The organism is Bacillota bacterium (genome assembly GCA_040757085.1).
Classification (GTDB): domain Bacteria; phylum Bacillota; class Sulfobacillia; order JACIYH01; family JACIYH01; genus JACIYH01.
Window position 1 is genome coordinate 270,589 of record JBFLXJ010000023.1, and the last position, 18,021, is coordinate 288,609.

Genomic DNA, 18,021 nt, shown 5'->3' on the forward strand with positions numbered 1-18,021 from the left:
GACGGGAGGGCCGCTGTGCTGAGCCGTGAGGAGATCGAGGCCCGCCGGGCGTGGCGGGAACTGGGACTGACCGACTACGAGTACCGCCTGATCGCGGACGGGCTGGGGCGGGAGCCCAACTGGACGGAACTGGGGATGTTCTCCGTGCTCTGGTCCGAACACTGTGCCTACAAGCATTCCCGCTTGCTCCTGCGCCAGCTTCCCTCGCAGGGGCGGCGGGTGCTGCAGGGACCGGGCGAAAATGCAGGTGTCCTGGACATTGACGAGCCGGTGGCTCTGGCCCTGCGCATTGAGTCCCACAACCACCCATCCTTCGTGGAGCCATTCCAGGGCGCGGCCACCGGCATCGGGGGTATCGTGAGGGACATCCTGGCGGTGGGTGCCCGTCCGGTGGCCCTGCTGGATTCCCTCCGCTTCGGCGACCCTGCCTCGCCCCTGACCCGTTACCTGTTCGGAGGCGTGGTATCGGGCATCGCCTCGTACGGCAACAGCATCGGGGTTCCCACGGTGGGGGGAGAAGTGGTGTTTGCCCCCGCCTATCAGTACAACCCCCTGGTCAACGTCATGTGCCTGGGGCTGGTCCCCCGCGACCGCCTCATGAAGGGGCAGGCCGCAGGCGTGGGGAACGCGCTGGTGCTGGTGGGGTCGCCCACGGGGCGGGATGGCATCCACGGGGCGGGGCTGCTCGCCTCGCGCACGTTCGACGAGAAGGCCGCCGAGATGAGACCCGCCGTCCAGGTGGGCGATCCCTTCATGGAAAAGGTCGTCATCGAGGCCTGTCTCCAGGCCCTGGAGACGGGGGCAGTGGTGGGTCTGCAGGATCTGGGCGCGGCCGGGCTCACCTCGGCTTGCGCCGAGGCGGCAGCCCGCGCCGGCACCGGCGTGGAGATCGACATTTCCCTTGTGCCTCGCCGCGAGCGGGGGATGTCCCCCTTCGAGGTCATGCTGTCGGAGTCTCAGGAACGCATGCTGCTCATCGTGCAGAAGGGGCACGAGGACGAGGTGCTGGCGGTGTTCCGCCGCTGGGACGTGCCCGCCACCGTGATCGGGAGGGTGACGGAGGTGGGCCTCTTCCGCGTGCGGGATGGGGATGAGGTGGTGGCCGAGGTCCCGGCTTCCCTGCTGGCGGCCGGGTCGCCGACGTACACGCCTCCCCAGGTGGAGCCCGAGGAAGCTGCGCGGGCCCGCGATCAGGATCCCGTGGTGGTACCCCTGCCCGCCGAGGAGGCGTTCCCCGCCATCCTGGAGAAGCTGGTGGCTTCCCCCAGTGTGGCCAGCAAGGAGTGGGTTTTCAGCCAGTACGACCACATGGTGCAGGTGAATACGGTGGTCGCCCCCGGTGCCGATGCCGCCGTGCTTCGTCTGAAGGGGACTTCCCGGGGCATTGCCGTCTGCACCGATGGCAACGGCCGCTGGTGCTACCTTGACCCCCGCTCCGGAGGAGCCGCGGCGGTGGCCGAGGCGGCCCGCAACGTGGCCTGCGTGGGGGCAGAGCCCATCGGGCTGACCAACTGCCTTAACTTCGGCAGCCCCGAGGATCCCGGCGTGATGTGGCAGTTCGCCCGGGTGATCGAGGGGATGTCCGAGGCGGCACGGGAGCTCAGCACCCCGGTGACGGGGGGCAACGTGAGCTTTTACAACCAGACTGGGGAGCGGGCCGTTTACCCCACTCCCGTGGTGGGGATGGTTGGCCTCCTGGGCGACGTGGCACGGGTGGTAACGCCAGCCTTCAAGCGGGCGGGGGACATGGTGGTGCTGCTCGGGCCACTGCTGCGCCCGGATACGGATCGGGGATGGCAGGGCCTGGGTGGGTCGGAGTACCTGGCCGTGTGGCACGGGATGGTGGCGGGCCAGCCGCCCATCCCCGACCTCAAGAAGGAGAGGTCCCTCATCACCCTGCTCGTCCAGGCGGCAAAGGACGGCATCCTGGCCTCCGCTCACGATGTATCCGACGGAGGCCTGGCGGTGGCTCTGGCCGAGTCCTGCTTCGCCTCCGCGCATGACCGGTACGGGGCCCTGTACGGGGTGGAAGTGGACATCCCGGCGGCAGGGGGAGTGCGAGTGGACGCCGTGCTGTTCGGCGAGAGTACCGGCCGGGTGGTGGTGAGTTGCCGGCCGGGTGACTGGCCCCGCCTGGATCGGCTGTCGCGGGCGGTGGGTGTCCTCGCCCAGCCGGTGGGATGGGTGCGGGGCGAACGCCTGCGTCTGCGCGTGAACGGGCGGCTCCTGGTGGATGTGCCGGTGGGGGATCTGCGGGAGGCATGGCTCCGCGCCATACCCCGCCTGGTGGTGGGCCAGGGTGGCCAGGGGCCGGGGCGGCTCGGGGTACGGGGTAGCCGTTAGTCGGGGTTCGTGGAGGTGGTCTGTTGCGGGAGGAATGCGGCGTGTTCGGGATCTGGGGGCATCCCCACGCGGTGGAGCTGACGCATGTAGCCCTGTTTGCCCTGCAGCACAGGGGGCAGGAAAGCGCGGGACTGGCGAGCGTCAGGGACGGTCACCTGCGTCTTCACAAAGGGATGGGTCTGGTCTCCGAGGTGTTCAGCGAGGGTGTCCTGCGCGATATGGCGGGAGAGGCTGCCATCGGCCACGTGCGCTATTCCACCTTTGGATCTTCCGACCCGGTTAACGCCCAGCCGCTCCTGGTGAGGTACCAGCGAGGGATGCTCGGGCTGGCCCACAACGGCAACCTGGTGAACGCCGCCCAGTTGAGGCATGAACTGGAGGCCCAGGGGTCCATATTTCAAACCACGCTCGATACGGAAGTGATCGCCCATCTCATCGCCAGGCGGCCCACCAGGGAACTGGTAGACGCGGTGGCCGGGTCCCTGGCGGAGGTGAAGGGCGGGTACGCCCTGGTCTTCCTGACCCCGGAAGCCCTCATCGGGGCCCGTGATTCCCACGGGATTCGTCCCCTCTGCCTGGGTAAGCTGGACGGGTCGTGGTGCCTTGCTTCCGAGACGTGCGCCCTCGATGCCGTGGGGGCGGAATTCGTGCGCGAGGTGGAGCCGGGAGAGATGGTGGTGGTGACGCGGCAGGGGCTGACCAGCCACCGCGCCACGCCCGCGGGTCGCCCGGGCCTGTGCGTGTTCGAGTACATTTACTTCGCCCGTCCGGATTCTGACCTGGACGGGCTAAACGTACACGCCGTGCGCAAGCAACTGGGGCGGGTCCTGGCCCGGGTCCAGCCCGTGCCGGCCGACCTGGTGACCGGTGTGCCCGACTCCAGCATTTCCGCCGCGACCGGATATGCGGAGGAAGCCGGCATCCCTTACGAGATGGGACTGGTCAAGAACCGTTACATCGGGCGCACCTTCATCGAACCCCGCCAGGAGGGGCGTGCCCTGGCGGTGCGGCTGAAACTCAACCCCTTGAGGCGGGTTGTGGACGGCAAGCGTGTCATTCTCGTGGATGACTCCATCGTGCGGGGGACTACCTCCCGGTACATCGTGGGGCTGCTGCGGGAGGCGGGTGCCCGCGAGGTGCACCTGCGCATATCCTCGCCTCCCTACCGATTCCCGTGCTACTACGGCATCGATACCTCCGCCCACGGGGAACTGGTGGCGGCGGGCAAGGATGTCGAGGGAATCCGCCGCCTGGTGGGTGCTGACACCCTGGCCTACCTGCCGGTGGAGGGATTGGCTGAGGCCTTGGGGAGACCCCTCGACCGGTACTGTCTGGCTTGCTTCACCGGTGAGTACCTGGTGCCCGTGCTGGTCCCGTTGGACAAGCTTCTCTTCGAGCGCGGGTACTTCCCTCGGGAGGTGTAGCGGTGGACTACCGCAGCGCGGGGGTGGACATCGAGGCGGGCGACCGGGCGGTGCGTCTCATCCGGCCGCTGGCGCGGGCCACCTTTCGGCCGGAGGTCCTGGGGGACATAGGGGGCTTCGGCGGGTTCTTCGCCCTGCCCGCGGGGTACCGGGAGCCGGTCCTGGTGGCGGGCGCGGACGGGGTGGGGACCAAGCTCAAGGTGGCGCTTGCCCTGGGCAGGCACGACACGGTGGGCATCGACTGCGTGGCCATGAACGTCAACGACATCCTGACCCACGGTGCCGAGCCTTTGTTCTTCTTGGATTACCTGGCGGTGGGGAAGCTGGATCCCGAGCAGGTGGCGCAGGTGGTGGCGGGGGTGGCGGAAGGCTGCCGGCGGGCGGGATGCGCCCTGCTGGGTGGCGAGACCGCTGAGATGCCAGGATTCTACACCCCCGGGGAGTACGACCTGGCCGGATTTGCGGTGGGGGTGGTAGAGCGGTCTCGCCTCATCGATGGTTCCGCCGTTCGGCCCGGCGACGTGGTGCTGGGGCTGGCCTCTTCCGGCCTGCATTCCAACGGTTTTTCCCTGGTGCGCCGCGTCCTGCTCCATGACGCACACGGCAGTTCCCCCCGGGACGTGCACCCCGGCACCCGCGGAAGGGGCACCCACGAGGACATACGGGAGCGCCTCAGTCGACCGGTGCCTGAACTGGAAGGCAAAACCCTGGGGGAGGTCCTGCTGGAACCGACCCGCATTTACGTGCGCCCGGTGCTGGATCTGTTGCAGCGGGTGCCGGTGCACGCCATGGCTCACGTCACCGGCGGGGGATTGGTCGAGAACGTTCCCCGCGTCATCCCGCGGGGATGCCGGGTGGTCATCCGGCGGGGAGCCTGGCCCGTCCCACCCATCTTCCACCTGCTGCAGCGGGAAGGGCCTATCCCGGAGGAAGAGATGTGGCGCGTGTTTAATATGGGGCTGGGGTTCGTGCTGGTGGTCGATCCCGCCCACGCCGACCGGGCGGCGGATATCCTTTCCCGGGCGGGGGAGCAGGTGTACCGGATCGGGTTCGTGGAGCCGGGCGAAGGCGTTCTGTTGCAGTAGGGCACTGGGGGGTCGGGCGGTTTGCCGGGTACGTTGGGATCAACCCGGTCGCCAGAAGCGCGGGGGTCGGAACCCGGACCAGTGACGGGAGCATGGCAGGGCAGCTTGCTCAGGGTGGGAGTGCTGGCCTCGGGGCGGGGCACCAACCTGCAGGCCATCCTGGATGCCTGTGCCCGCGGGGAGCTGCCTGCCCGCGTGACGGTCGTGGTCAGCGACAACCCGGGTGCCCAGGCCCTGGAACGCGCGCGGCGGGCGGGCGTGCCCGCGGTCTTCGTGGACCCCCGGGGCAGGAAGAAAAGTGACTTCGAGGGTGAGATCTGCCGCCATCTGCGGGAGCACGGAGTGGAGCTGGTGTGCCTGGCCGGCTACATGCGGGTGCTGGGACGGTCTTTTCTGGAGGAGTGGGAGGGGAGGGTGCTCAACATCCACCCGTCACTCCTTCCCGCTTTCCCCGGCCTGGAGGCGCAACGGCAGGCTTGGGAGTATGGGGTGAAGGTGGCGGGGTGCACGGTACACTTCGTGGTGCCGGAGGTTGATGCCGGCCCCATCGTGTTGCAGGCGGCGGTGCCCGTGTTGGGGGATGATACTCCTGAGACCCTGGCCGCGCGCATCCTCGAGCAGGAGCACCGCGTCTACGTGGAGGCCATCCGCCTGTACGCGGAAGGACGCCTCCGCATCGAGGGGCGGCGGGTGAAGATCCTGCCTCCCGCGAGCGGGGGATCGGCCTGAGCAGGGGGGGGTAAAGATGGGGGAGCAGCGATGGGCCATCGTGAGCGTGTGGGACAAGACGGGGGTGGCAGGTTTTGCCCGCGGCCTGGTGGATCTGGGGTTCGCCATCCTGGCCTCCGGGGGGACGGCCGACCATCTGGCGGGGTCGGGGGTGCCGGTGACCCGGGTGGAGGAACTCACGGGCTTTGGCGCCCTCCTGGAGGGTAGGGTGAAGACGCTGCATCCCCTGGTGCACGCGGGCATCCTGGCCCGCCGGGACCGTGCCTCCGACATGGCCCAGCTCCGCGACCTGGGGGCGCACCCCATCGACCTGGTGACGGTCAACCTCTACCCCTTCCACCAGGCCCTTGAGGACGGAGCCGATCTGGGTGCCGCCCTGGAGATGATAGACATCGGCGGCCCTGCCCTGCTGCGGGCGGCGGCAAAGAACTTTCCCCACGTGCTGGCGGTTTGCCGGCCCGAGCAGTACGGGGTGGTGCTGGATGCCCTCCGGCGCAAGGCGGCAGGGGCTCTCCCTCCGGAAGAGGAGGGGATGCTGCGCCGGCGCCTCGCTGGCGAAGCCTTCCGCCACACCACGGCCTACGACTACCTGGTGAGCCAGTACCTTTCCGCCGGCGAGCAAACAGCCGGCCCCGGCACGGTAGCCGGAGCCGCGGCTGGCAATGCGGGCGGGGCAGGGGCCGCCGTTGCAGCCGGGGTCGCGTTCGGCGCGGCAGGCGGGACGGAGGCCTTCCCCGCTCAACTGCACCTGGGCTGGGAACTGGTGCGTACCCTCAGGTACGGGGAAAACCCCCATCAGAAGGCCGCTCTCTACCGTCCTCTGGGGGCCCCGGTGGTGGGCCTGGCCGCCGCCCGCCAGATCCAGGGCAAGGAACTCTCCTACAACAACCTGGCCGATGCCAGTTCTGCCTGGGCCCTGGCCCGCGAGTTCGGTGATTCCCGACCGGTCGCGGTGGTGGTTAAGCACGCCGTGCCCTGTGCCTGTGCTGTTGGCCCGGATGCGGCCACCGCTTTCCGCCGCGCCCGCGAAGGCGACCCGGTTTCTGTATTCGGGGGGATCGTGGCGCTGAATGTCCCCGTGGACGAGGCTGCCGCCGGCGAAATGGCCCGCATCTTCCTGGAGGTGGTGGTGTCCCCTGCTTTCACGGAAGAGGCCATGTGGCACCTGGGTCGACGCCACAACGTGCGCCTCCTCCAGGTACCCTGCGCGCCTGCCCCTGCCGTGCCCGCGCCTCTGGAGAGATGGCACCTGCGCCAGATCGACGGTGGGCTGCTGGTGCAGGAATCTGACCGCCTGGGGGATCAGGACGATCCCGCCGGCTGGCGCACCGTCACGGTAAGGCGTCCCACCTCCAGGGAAGTGGCCGACCTGGCTTTTGCCTGGAGGGTGGCCAAGCACGTGCGTTCCAACGCCATCGTGCTGGCCAAAGACGAGGCGACCGTGGGGATAGGGCAGGGACAGCCCAACCGGGTGGATGCCGCCCGGCTTGCTATATCGCGGGCCGGGCCGCGGGCCCGCGGGGCGGTCATGGCTTCCGATGGTTTCTTTCCCTTTCCCGACGTGGTGGAAGAGGCGGTGCGGGCCGGGATCACCGCCATCGTCCAGCCCGGCGGCAGCCTGCGCGATGGCGAGTCCATCGCCGCCTGCGACCGGGCCGGCCTGGCCATGATGTTCACCGGGGTCCGCCATTTCCTCCATTAGCCGCCGCGGGGGTGGTCGGCATGAAGGTCATGGTAGTGGGAGGGGGCGGCCGGGAGCACGCCCTGGTGTGGAAACTGGCCCAGGATTCCTCCGTCACGGAACTCTTTTGCGCGCCGGGGAATGCCGGGACGGGGGCCCTGGCGAGGAACGTGGATATCGCCGCCACCGACCTGGACGCCCTGTGCGACTTCGCGCGGCGGCAGGGCGTAGACCTCACCGTGGTCGGGCCGGAGGATCCGCTCGTGGCGGGCGCCGGCGATGTCTTCGCCCAGGCGGGCCTCCTGGTATTCGGTCCCTCCCGGGAGGGGGCGCGCATCGAGGGTAGCAAGGCCTTCGCCAAGGAATTCATGGCCCGGCACGGGATTCCCACCGCCCCGTTTCGGATCTTCGACGATGCGGCCCGGGCCCGTGCTTACATACAATCGCGGGGAGGGCCCGTGGTGGTGAAGGCGGACGGGCTGGCGGGGGGTAAGGGTGCTTTCGTCTGCTCCACCCCGGGGGAGGCCCTGGAGGTGGTGACCGGCCTCATGGAGCGCCGGATCCTGGGGGCTGCCGGCCAGGTGGTGGTCGTGGAAGACCGTCTGGAGGGGGAGGAACTGTCCGTCCTGGCCCTGTGCGACGGGGAAAACTTCATGGTGCTACCCCCTGCCCGCGACCACAAACGGGTCTGTGACGGGGATACCGGTCCCAACACCGGCGGGATGGGTGCCTACGCCCCCGTTCCCCTGCCCGCCGGGCTCCTGGACGCGGTGACAGATAAGGTCATTGCTCCCGCGGTGCAGGGGATGGCCCGGGAGGGGCGTCCCTACCGCGGGGTGCTGTATGCGGGACTCATGCTCACCCGGGACGGTCCGGCTGTGCTCGAATTCAACTGCCGGTTTGGAGACCCGGAAGCGCAGGTGATCCTGCCCCTCCTGGATGAGGATCTGGGTCAACTACTGGCTGCGGCCGCCCGTGGCGAGCTCCCCCGGCGACGCCCGGCCCTGCACAACCGGTATGCCGTGTGCGTCGTGATCGCCTCCGGCGGTTATCCCGGGCCCTACCGACGCGGTTTCCCTATCACCGGGCTGGAGCGGGCCGAGGAGGTGCCGGGCGTGGTGGTGTTCGAAGCCGGAACGGCGTGCGACGCCGCGGGGAAGCTGGTGACCGCCGGGGGCAGGGTGCTGGGGGTGACGGCATGGGCCCCCAGCCTGGCGGAAGCCCGCGAGCGAGCCTACCGGGCCTGCGCCCGCATTTCCTTCGAGGGGATGCACTACCGCCGGGACATCGCCCTGTCCCCGGCGGCTGAGGGTGGTGATGCACAGTGAAATCTGCAGGGACTCCCGCAGGGCAGCAACCGCAGCATCCGGTCGGTTACTGGGGGCGGGTGGCGCTCATAGGGGCGGTGTATGCCGTGCTGACCTTGCTCCCCCCCTTGCGGGCCATAAGCTACGGCATGATTCAGGTGCGGGTGGCGGAGGCGCTCACCGTGCTGCCCTACCTGACCCGCGCAGCGGTACCCGGGCTGTTCATCGGTTGCCTGGTGGCCAACGTGGCGGGGGGCCTGGGCCCGGTGGACATGATCCTGGGCAGCCTGACCACCCTGGCGGCGGCATTGTTGACCTCCCGGGTCAGGGCGCCCTGGCTGGCTCCCCTGCCCCCGGTCGTCCTGAACGCTCTCGTCGTAGGCACCTATGTGCCAAAGCTGCTGGGGCTGCGGGTGTTCCTGCCCGTGGGCTGGGCCTGGGTGGGGCTGGGAGAGCTGGTCGCCTGCTACGGCCTGGGTTACCCCCTGTTACTGTACCTGTGCCGCCGCCCTCGCCTGCAGTCCCTCCTCGGCTCGACCGGGAGAACCCGCTGCTAGCGGCGGCCGGCCAGGTCGAGCCAGTCGGACGGAATGATGCGGATGGCCGGCAGAGGATCGGTCTCGTGCCGGAGAAGGCCGGTATCGCGCCGGGATACGGCGGCGTGGCGTCCTTGTGGGTGGGGTAGACTGGCGGGGAAGGCACCGTCGAGGGGAGGGGCGAGTTCCACCTCGGCCCGGGGCAGGTATCCCTCCTTCTCAAGGATGCGGGGCAGGAAAGTCAGGTCACCCTCGCGCAGGATGAGGTCCCGGGGAGTGAGTTCCCCCGCCAGAAACGGTTGCAGTCGGGGAGAAGCCTTCAGCCGGGCGGCGACCTCGGGGTCCGCGCAGCGGAGGAGGTGAAAGCGGGCCAGCCACACCTGCCCGTACGCGGCTACCCATTCCCGGATGGTGACCTCCACGTTTTGGGGGAGAGGGTGAGGGCTGCCCTGCCTGAGTACCCCCAGGATGGCCTCCCCGTCCATGCCCGCCTTCAATGCCCGGTATATTGAATTGCGGCTGATGCGAAACATGAGGGCCTGGTCGGCGTGCACCAGGTCGGCGAGGGCCCCCACCTCCAGGAGGAGACGGGGGTGGATGCTGAACGGTGCCACCACCTCGAAGTTGGGCGCCACGATGAACGACCTCTCGTCGGTGGGGAGAAGCTCGGCAGGCATGCCCTCCCGTTGACCGTAGATTGCCTCCAGGCATGCCCGCCCCAGCGGCGTGAGGCGGAGAGGGAGTGAAGCCGGGTCCCCATCTTCCGCCTGTTCCAGCAAGCCCAGGTAGGCCAGGCGGTGGAGCCACTGGTTGAGAGACTGGCTTGCGCTCGGGGAAGCGGGGTTGTAGCGCGGACGGGGAAACGCCTGTCCCATGGGCAGCCACTTGCCCGGGGGTGCCCACAGCAATACCTGCAGTGCCGTGAACACGTTCTGATACCAGCTCATGCTCTGGCGGAGGGTTGCTTCCACCATATCGATCCACCGTTCCGCCCAGGAGAGGTCCAGCCAATCCTCCACGGCGGGAGTGAGAGTAACGGTGCTCGAGCGGCGTTCCGCCAGGTGACGACTGAGGGCATACTCCCACAGCAGTGACAGCCTGGCGGCCAGGTAATCCTCCCGTGGCAACTGGACGTCGGCTGGCCCCCAGGTGGGCCATCCCAGCAAGCGGGCCAGCCTGATTTGCTGGCGACGGTAGATGTCCCCGTGCTGAGTGATGCTGACTTCGCCTCTGGCCGCCGCCACCAGGAACAACTGCATGTCGCGGAGGGCGGTGGGCTGGTGGGGAAGGGGGCGGTACGCGTCTTCGGGGAGGACGGCATGGGCTATTACGGGGCGGAAGAAGATTTCCTCTGCCAGCCGGCGCAGGTCGCGCGGGATGAAGTATACGGAGCGGTAGTTGTGATGTCCGACGAACACCAGGCCCTTGCGGCGCAGGGAATCCAGGATGGGCTGGTATCGCCGGTGACGCTGTCCGGTCATTTCAGCCAGGGTGGCCCAGCACTGTTCGACGGGCACGCCCCGGCCGGCGTCGAATGTCCCCACCAGCCAGAAGGCGGTTTTCTCGACCGGATCGAGGCCCGCCAGTACCGCCTCCAGGTGCCCCGGCTCCGTGAGCGATGCTACCGTTTCCTGTGGCGATGCTGCACGGCTATGCGTGCAGAGGGATGCCAGGTACCAGGGAGGCGCCGAGGCCAGGCATTCGGCCAGCGTGGGGGCGGGGGGCAGGAAGGTGTCCAGCCCACACACCCGTACCACCGCGTTCATGGTGATGCCTCCGTCGTGCGCCGGGGCGGCAGCGGTTCCTGTCCGGCGAGCAATTCGTGATCATAATGGATGGAGTAGCGGTACCCCTGCTCGGTGAGGAACAGTTGGCGCTTCTGGGCGAAATCCTGCTCCCTGGTTTCCCGGGAGACCAGCGTGTAGAAGGTGGCGGGGATGCCGGAGGCCTTGGGCCGCAGGATGCGCCCCAGGCGCTGGGCTTCCTCCTGGCGGGAGCCGAAGGTGCCGGAGACCTGGATGGCCACGCTGGCCTCGGGGAGGTCGAGGGCGAAGTTGGCCACCTTGGATACCACCAGCAGCCGCAGTTCCCCGTTGCGGAACCGCCGGTAGAGTTTCTCCCGCTCCCGGTTGGGGGTTGTACCCGTGATGAGCGGTGCTCCCAGGGATGCGGCGATATCGGCCAGCTGCTCCAGGAACTGGCCGATGACCAGCACCTGATCCCGGGAGTGAGCCCTCACCAGACGGTGCACCAGGGGGATCTTGGCCGGGTTTTCTGAGGCCAGCCGGAAGCGGGAGCGCTCGTCGGAGACGGAGTAGAGCAGGCGCAGGTCCTCCGGCATATTCACCCTGATCTCGTGGCAGGTGGCTTCTGCAATCCAGCCCTGCCTCTCCAGCGCCTTCCAGGCCACGTCGTACCGCTTGGGGCCGATCAGGGAGAAGACGTCGTCCTCCCGGCCGTCCTCGCGCACCAGGGTGGCGGTGAGGCCCAGGCGCCTCCGGGCCTGGATTTCCGCCGTCGCCCGGAAGACGGGAGCCGGCAGCAGGTGCACCTCGTCGTATACGATGAGGCCCCAGTCCTCCCGGTCGAACAGCTTCAGGTGGGGGAAATCCTCGCTCTTGCGGGGATGGTAGGTGAGCACCTGGTAGGTGGACACCGTGACGGGGCGGATCTGCTTTTCCTCGCCCGTGTACTCCCCGATGTCGCCGGGCAGGAGTGAGGTCTTGTCGAGCAACTCGTCCCGCCACTGGCGGGCTGCGGTTACCCCGGTGCAGAGGATGAGGGTGCGGGTGCGGGCCTGCGCCAGGATGGCCAGCCCCACGATGGTCTTGCCCGCCCCGCAGGGGAGGACGATCACGCCGCTTCCCCCCGCGGGGCCCCCGCCCTTCCAGAAGCGGTCGGCCGCTTCCTGCTGGTAGGGTCGCAGCCGGAATGGTCGGCCCGCCCGCGTCTCGGTGCGCAGGGAGATGTCCAGAGGGGCGCCCGGCGTGTAGCCGGCCAGGTCTTCCACGGGCCAACCGACCTTGATCAGGGCCTGCTTGAGGTAGCCGCGTTTGCCCGCGGTCACGTAGATGCCATCGGGGGCTTGTTCGTCCAGGCAGGCACGCACCTGGCGGTGGTTCCAGATCTGGGTGAGGAGTACGGGGTCTGGGGAGCGCAGGACGAGCCGGTCCCCGTCCCGATACAGTTTCAGCCGCCCGTAGCGGCCCACGTAGTCAACGATGTCCCGGCGCAGGTTTTCCGGGACCGGGTAACGGGAGTAACTGTCCAGCGCACGCAGGATGTCGTCTGCGGTGAGCCCGGCTGCTGCCGCATTCCACAGGGAGAGGGGTGTGATGCGGTAGGTGTGCACGTGCTCGGGGCTCTTTTCCAGATCGGCGAAAGGAGCCAGAGCGTCGCGGGCATCCTCGTACAGGGGATGATCTACTTCCAGCAATATGGTACGATCACTCTGGACGACCGCAGGTCCGCGCACTGGCACCACCCCGCGGTATGCCCCGGCGCCACCGCCGAAACTTGCCTCGGCGGCTATGCCGGCAATCCACGGCCGTTGTCGCCACGGAGGGGTTGCTTGCCCAGCAGGTGGTCTGCCACCTAGGCCGGGAGTGGGTCCGAATATGTATCTTTTCTCTGCCCGTGTAGCACCATCCTGCACGATCCCGGGTGATGGAGTCTGCCTGGAGCGGGAGCCCGGGTTCTCCCTGGTCGAGGTGGCCTTCCGGGTCCTGCTGCCGGGGGGTCAGCGGGTGGGCACGGTGGCTTACCGCAACTTGAGCCGGCGCCGGGGTAGCGCCGAGATTGGTATCGAACTCTACCCCGATTACCGCGGGCAGGGTTTGGGACCCCGGGCTATCCGGGCCCTGCTGGGGTACCTGTTCGACTCCCTGGGCCTGCGCCGGGTGTGGCTGCGGGTGATGCCCGACAACGAGCGGGCCATCCGCTGCTACGAGAAATGCGGATTCCGCCAGGCCGGTTACGGCAAGGCGTATCTCTTCTTCCCCTGCCTGGTAATGGAGATCACAGATAAGGAATTTCACCGCACCGTCGCCCCGGCGACGGTGCAGGGTGAGTCCGACCGTGACAAATGGTGAGGTGAGCAGCCAACGTGGTCACCAGTGAGGATCTGAGGAGCATTCTGCGGCGCATCGATGGCCGCGGCTACAAGGCTTATCTGGACATAAAGGGCAGCTATCAGTTCCCGGGATTCCGCCTGTACGTGGATAGGGTGCAGGGCGACCCCTTCGCCTCCCCCTCGGAGGTGAGGGTGGTGGTGCCCCAGGACCTGGCTCGCTTTCCCGCCGATCTCTACCAGGACCGGTTCCGGCGCCTGGGCCTGGAGGACTTCCTCCTGCGGACCCTGGCCGCTGCCCTTGGGCGCCAGGCGCGAGGCCACCGGGGCACGGGTACGAGCGGCCTGATGGCAGTGATGCCCCACGGGCAGGAAATTTTGTGGCGGTCGGCCATCTCCGTCAACGCCGAGCGGGTAGAGGCCCGCCTGGTGGTGGGACTGCCCGCGGCCGGGCGCACCGTCCTGGGTCGGGAGGCGGAGGCCATGCTGCTCGGGGAACTCCCGCGGGCGGTGATGTCCGCTCTGTACTGGGAGAGGATCGACCGGGACCAGGCCCGTCGCTGGGCGTACCTGGCCGAGGATCAGGAGTACATAAGGGAGGAGCTGCCCCGCCGGGGATTGGTGGCCTTTGTGGCCAACGGCGCCATCCTGCCCCGGGAAAGCGGGGTGTCCGACCGCCCGCTGCGAGAGGGGCGGGTGATCCCCTTCGTGTCGCCTCCCTCTCTGGAGGTGGAGTTCTTCCTCCCCAACGGCGGTCCCGTGCGGGGGATGGGGATACCCCGAGGGGTGACAGTCATCGTGGGCGGCGGCTACCACGGCAAATCCACCCTGCTGCGGGCGCTGGAGCGGGGTGTCTACGGGCACATCCCGGGGGACGGGCGGGAACTGGTGGTGACGGTGCCCGGCGCGGTGAAGATCAGGGCCGAGGACGGCCGACGCGTCGAGAAGGTGGACATCAGCCCGTTCATCTCCTACCTGCCTTTCGGACAGGACACGCGGTGCTTTTCCACCGAATCGGCCTCTGGTTCCACATCCCAGGCGGCCAACATCGTGGAAGCCCTGGAGGCGGGGGCCGACGTCCTCCTGCTGGACGAGGACACGTCCGCCACCAACTTCATGATCCGGGACGCCCGCATGCAGATGCTGGTATCCAGGGAGAAGGAGCCCATCATCCCCTTTCTGGACCGGGTGCGTTCGCTCTGGGAACATATGGGAGTCTCCAGCGTGCTGGTCATGGGGGGATCGGGCGACTATTTCGACGTGGCGGATACCGTCATCATGATGGACGCTTACCGTCCGCATGATGTAACCGCCCGCGCCCGCGAGATCGCCGCCGCGATGCCCACCCGCCGCCGGCCCGAAGAGCCGGCGCCCATGGCGCGCCCGGTGTCACGGATTCCCCTGGGGGATTCCCTCGACCCGTCCAAGGGAGGCAGGGTGAAGATCTCCGCTCGCGGTACCGAGCACATCCGGTTCGGGCGGGAGGACATCGTGCTGGACTGCGTTGAGCAAATCGTGGACGAGGGCCAGGTGCGCTTCACGGGTGACGCTCTGTACTGGATGGCGCGGAACTGCCTGGACGGCCGCCGCACCTTGCGGGAGGCTCTCGACATGCTGGTTGCCCGGGTCGAGAAGGAGGGACTGGACGTGGTGGCGCCGCCGGGCCCCCCTCCCGGTGACTACGCCTGGGCGCGCCCCCTGGAGGTGGCAGCCGCACTCAACCGCCTGCGCACCCTGCGTGTCCGCCTACCCGCGGCCGGGCGGCAGGAATGTTTTGGGTAGCGGAGAATCTACCAGGGGTTGACCGAACGATGGGGTGAAGAGTGTGGTGCTGTTGTAGACCACGAGACTGGGGGTGCGGGGATGCGCGACGTGGTGCGGAAAGCACTGGAAGTAGCGCGGGCGCGGGGAGCCGGCTACGCCGACGCCCGCGTGGTGACCCGGCGCGAGGAGCGGGTGGCCATCAAGAACGGGAAGGTAGAGTCGGTTTCAGCCCTGCAGTCGCGCGGGATAGGCGTGCGCGCACTGGTCGACGGGGCATGGGGATTTGCGGCCAGTTCGGTGATCGATGATCGGGAAGTAATGCGGATAGCGGAGAAGGCGGTGGAGATTGCCCGGGCCAGTGCCCTGGCCAGGGCCGAGCCTCCCGTGGAGCTGGCTCCCGTGGAGCCGGTCGAGGATCGCTGGGAATCACCGATGAAGGAAGATCCCTTCGAGGTGAAACTGGAGGAGAAGATCGATCTCCTGCTGGAGGCAGACCGCCTGATGCGCAAGGATCCCCGCATCAGGGTGACCCAGGGTTTGCTGTCGGCCTTCCGCGAAGATAAAGTGTTTGCCAGCACCGAGGGTACCTACGTGGAGCAAAGTAAGACGGAGACGGGGGCCGGTATTTCTGCCCTGGCTGCCGACGCTGGCGAGGTGCAACGGCGGTCGTACCCCTCCTCGTTTGGAGGTGACTACGCGTCCCGCGGTTACGAGTACGTACGTGAGATGGACCTTGCCGGTCACGCTGAGCAGGTGGCTGACGAAGCCCTGGCCTTGCTGGAGGCTCCCCAGTGCCCGTCCGGCAAGACCACGGTGATCCTGGGTTCCGCCCAGATGGCACTGCAGGTGCACGAATCCTGCGGTCATCCCAGCGAACTGGACCGTGTCTTCGGCACCGAGGCCTCGTACGCAGGGACCAGCTTCATCACTCCCGACAAGCTGGGGAAGCTGCAATATGGATCTGCGGCAGTCAACCTGGTGGCGGACGCCACCATCCCCGGGGGCCTGGGCAGCTTCGGTTACGACGACGAGGGTGTCCCGGCCCAGCGGATCACCCTGGTGCGGAATGGGCTGTTCGTCAACTACCTCACCTCCCGGGAGACGGCCGCACTCCTTGCCCGCCATGCCGGCGCTCCGGGCGGCAGCACGGCGGGCGGCGGGGCCGGTTGCCAGGTGGCGCGGTCAAATGGGACCATGCGGGCGGACGGGTGGAACCGGCTCCCCATCATCCGGATGACCAACATCAACCTGGAGCCCGGTGACTGGACCTTCGACGAACTGATCCGCGACACCAAAGAGGGCATCTACATGGAGACCAACAAGTCCTGGTCCATCGACGACAAGCGCCTCAACTTCCAGTTTGGCACCGAGATCGCCTGGGAGATCAAGGACGGCTCCCTGGGACGCATCCTCAAGAATCCCACGTACACGGGGATCACGCCCGAGTTCTGGGGGGCCTGCGACGCCGTCTGTGACAAGAAGCACTGGCACCTGTGGGGTCTGCCCAACTGCGGCAAGGGAGAACCTCCCCAACTGGCGCACGTAGGGCACGGGACGGCGCCGGCACGCTTCCGCAACGTGAGAGTCGGCGTAGGGAGATGGTGAATGTGAGAGTGGGGGTGGGAAAATGGTAGGTAAAGAGGGAGCCCTCGCCCTGCTGGAGAAGGTCCTGTCCCTGTCCCCCGGGGACGCCACCGAGGTCATGCTGTACGGGGGAGATTCCTACCTCACGCGTTACGCCTGCAACTACATCCATCAGAATGTAGGCGAGCACAACGCCAGCCTGACGGTGAAGATACGGTTCGGCCAGAAGGTGGGGCAGGCCACCACCAACCGGCTGGATGACCCTTCCCTGGAGGAAGTGATCCGGCAGGCGGTGGAGATCGCCCGCGTGCAACCGGATAACCCGGAACTTCCCCCGGTGCCGGAACCGCAGCCTGTCCCTGCGGTGGATGCTTTCGTACCTGCTACCGCCCGGTTCAGCCCCATCGATCGAGCCCGCGGCGCCCGCGAGGTCATCGAGATCGCCCGCGCGATGGGGTTCGAGGCGGCGGGAGCGTTCTCCACCACGGCGGCAGAAGTGGCAGTGGCCAACAGCCGGGGCATCAGGGCCTATCATGCCGGCACCATGGCGATAATGACGGCAGTGGTGATGTCGCCCGATTCGGCCGGGTTTGCGCTGGGCGCCTCCACCGATGTGGCCGGCATCGACCCCCGGGCGATCGGACAGCGCGCCGCGCAGAAATGCCGCGACGGCCGGAACAGCATCAGGCTCGACCCGGGCGAATACGAGGTGGTATTGGAGCCGCTGGCGGTGGCGGATCTGGTGGAATACATCGGGAGGCTGGGCTTCTCGGCGGAGGCTTACCAGGAAGGACGCAGCTTCGTGTGCGGTAAACTCGGGCAGCAGATCGTCCATCCCTCGGTCACCATCTGGGATGACGGGCTCGACGCCCGCGGGATTCCACTCCCCTTCGATGCCGAGGGCGTGCCCAAGCAAAAGGTGGTACTGGTCGATCAGGGCAAAGCCAATGCCCTGGTCTATGACAGCCGGACTGCGCATCGGGAGGGGAAGACCAGCACGGGACATGCCGTCGCCTGGGGATGGTGGTCGGGTCCCGTGCCCACCAACCTGTTCATGGCCCCCGGGGATGCTTCCCTGGAGGACATGATCAGGTCAACGCGCCGGGGTATCCTGGTCACCAGGTTCCACTACACCAACCCCGTCCATCCAGCCCGCGGTATCATCACCGGGATGACCCGCGACGGCACCTTCCTGATCGATAACGGCGAAATCCGCGCCCCCATCAAGAACTTCCGATTTACGCAGGGGCTGCTGGAAGCCTTCTCAGCGGTCGAGGCCATCGGCCGGGATCTGGTCCTGGTGAGCGAGGGATTCGGCAGCGCAACGGTCCCCGCCGTCAAGCTATCCCGCTTCAACTTCACCGGCGTCACCGAATTCTAGCTGTCCCTCCTCGCGCATACCACCCCCTGCGCGTAACACCCTCTCGCGAACTCGCAGTGCTCCCCGAAAGCAGCTTGCTTTCAGTCGTAGCTGGGTGGGCATCCCGAGTGTCACCCCG

The 18,021-nt window shown here is 67.9% G+C and carries 13 protein-coding genes; 11 read left to right on the forward strand and 2 right to left on the reverse strand.

Translation table 11 applies throughout. The features are described from left to right. The first annotated feature begins 15 nt into the window (after positions 1 to 15). From purL to AB1446_08970, 7 genes are all read left to right on the forward strand, one after another. Positions 16 to 2,343: a phosphoribosylformylglycinamidine synthase subunit PurL gene (purL, locus tag AB1446_08940; protein MEW6547029.1), complete on the forward strand. Its 2,328-nt coding sequence runs from the start codon at positions 16 to 18 to the stop codon at positions 2,341 to 2,343. A gap of 23 nt (positions 2,344 to 2,366) precedes the next feature. Further along, complete coding sequence (gene purF, locus AB1446_08945; protein MEW6547030.1) at positions 2,367 to 3,767, forward strand: amidophosphoribosyltransferase; 1,401 nt, start codon at positions 2,367 to 2,369, stop codon at positions 3,765 to 3,767. Positions 3,768 to 3,769: 2 nt separating this feature from the next. After that, a complete protein-coding gene (purM, locus tag AB1446_08950; GenBank protein ID MEW6547031.1) occupies positions 3,770 to 4,852 on the forward strand; it encodes a phosphoribosylformylglycinamidine cyclo-ligase in 1,083 nt (360 codons plus the stop codon). An 81-nt stretch (positions 4,853 to 4,933) separates the two neighbouring features. Next, positions 4,934 to 5,581 (forward strand): phosphoribosylglycinamide formyltransferase, encoded by a 648-nt coding sequence (gene purN, locus AB1446_08955; GenBank protein MEW6547032.1) that lies wholly within the window; start codon positions 4,934 to 4,936, stop codon positions 5,579 to 5,581. 16 nt (positions 5,582 to 5,597) lie between these two features. Next, the gene (gene purH, locus AB1446_08960; GenBank protein ID MEW6547033.1) at positions 5,598 to 7,283 is read left to right on the forward strand and encodes a bifunctional phosphoribosylaminoimidazolecarboxamide formyltransferase/IMP cyclohydrolase; all 1,686 of its coding nucleotides are present in this window, start codon (positions 5,598 to 5,600) and stop codon (positions 7,281 to 7,283) included. A 20-nt stretch (positions 7,284 to 7,303) separates the two neighbouring features. Further along, the gene (purD, locus tag AB1446_08965; protein MEW6547034.1) at positions 7,304 to 8,590 is read left to right on the forward strand and encodes a phosphoribosylamine--glycine ligase; all 1,287 of its coding nucleotides are present in this window, start codon (positions 7,304 to 7,306) and stop codon (positions 8,588 to 8,590) included. After that, positions 8,587 to 9,126: a QueT transporter family protein gene (locus tag AB1446_08970; GenBank protein ID MEW6547035.1), complete on the forward strand. Its 540-nt coding sequence runs from the start codon at positions 8,587 to 8,589 to the stop codon at positions 9,124 to 9,126. Before purD ends, AB1446_08970 begins: the two co-directional genes overlap by 4 nt. On the opposite strand, the gene AB1446_08975 is transcribed toward AB1446_08970, so the two are convergent. Both AB1446_08975 and AB1446_08980 read right to left on the reverse strand, forming a co-directional pair. After that, positions 9,123 to 10,871 (reverse strand): helicase-associated domain-containing protein, encoded by a 1,749-nt coding sequence (locus AB1446_08975; GenBank protein ID MEW6547036.1) that lies wholly within the window; start codon positions 10,869 to 10,871, stop codon positions 9,123 to 9,125. The two genes, AB1446_08970 and AB1446_08975, sit on opposite strands and share 4 nt — an antisense overlap. Further along, positions 10,868 to 12,589 carry a DNA repair helicase XPB gene (locus AB1446_08980; protein MEW6547037.1) on the reverse strand — a complete coding sequence of 574 codons (1,722 nt, stop codon included), beginning with the start codon at positions 12,587 to 12,589 and terminating at the stop codon, positions 10,868 to 10,870. The genes AB1446_08975 and AB1446_08980 overlap by 4 nt, the downstream gene beginning before the upstream one ends. A 133-nt stretch (positions 12,590 to 12,722) precedes the next feature. Here AB1446_08980 and AB1446_08985 point away from each other — a divergent pair, with 133 nt between their 5' ends. The 4 genes from AB1446_08985 (at position 12,723) to AB1446_09000 (ending at position 17,903) form a co-directional block, all read left to right on the forward strand. Then, entirely contained in the window at positions 12,723 to 13,196 is a 474-nt protein-coding gene (locus AB1446_08985) for a GNAT family protein (protein MEW6547038.1), read from the forward strand. 14 nt (positions 13,197 to 13,210) lie between these two features. Beyond that, positions 13,211 to 14,956: an ABC-ATPase domain-containing protein gene (locus tag AB1446_08990; GenBank protein MEW6547039.1), complete on the forward strand. Its 1,746-nt coding sequence runs from the start codon at positions 13,211 to 13,213 to the stop codon at positions 14,954 to 14,956. A gap of 81 nt (positions 14,957 to 15,037) precedes the next feature. Then, a complete protein-coding gene (locus AB1446_08995) occupies positions 15,038 to 16,543 on the forward strand; it encodes a TldD/PmbA family protein (GenBank protein ID MEW6547040.1) in 1,506 nt (501 codons plus the stop codon). A gap of 22 nt (positions 16,544 to 16,565) precedes the next feature. After that, the gene (locus AB1446_09000; protein ID MEW6547041.1) at positions 16,566 to 17,903 is read left to right on the forward strand and encodes a metallopeptidase TldD-related protein; all 1,338 of its coding nucleotides are present in this window, start codon (positions 16,566 to 16,568) and stop codon (positions 17,901 to 17,903) included. The last annotated feature ends 118 nt before the right edge of the window (positions 17,904 to 18,021 follow it).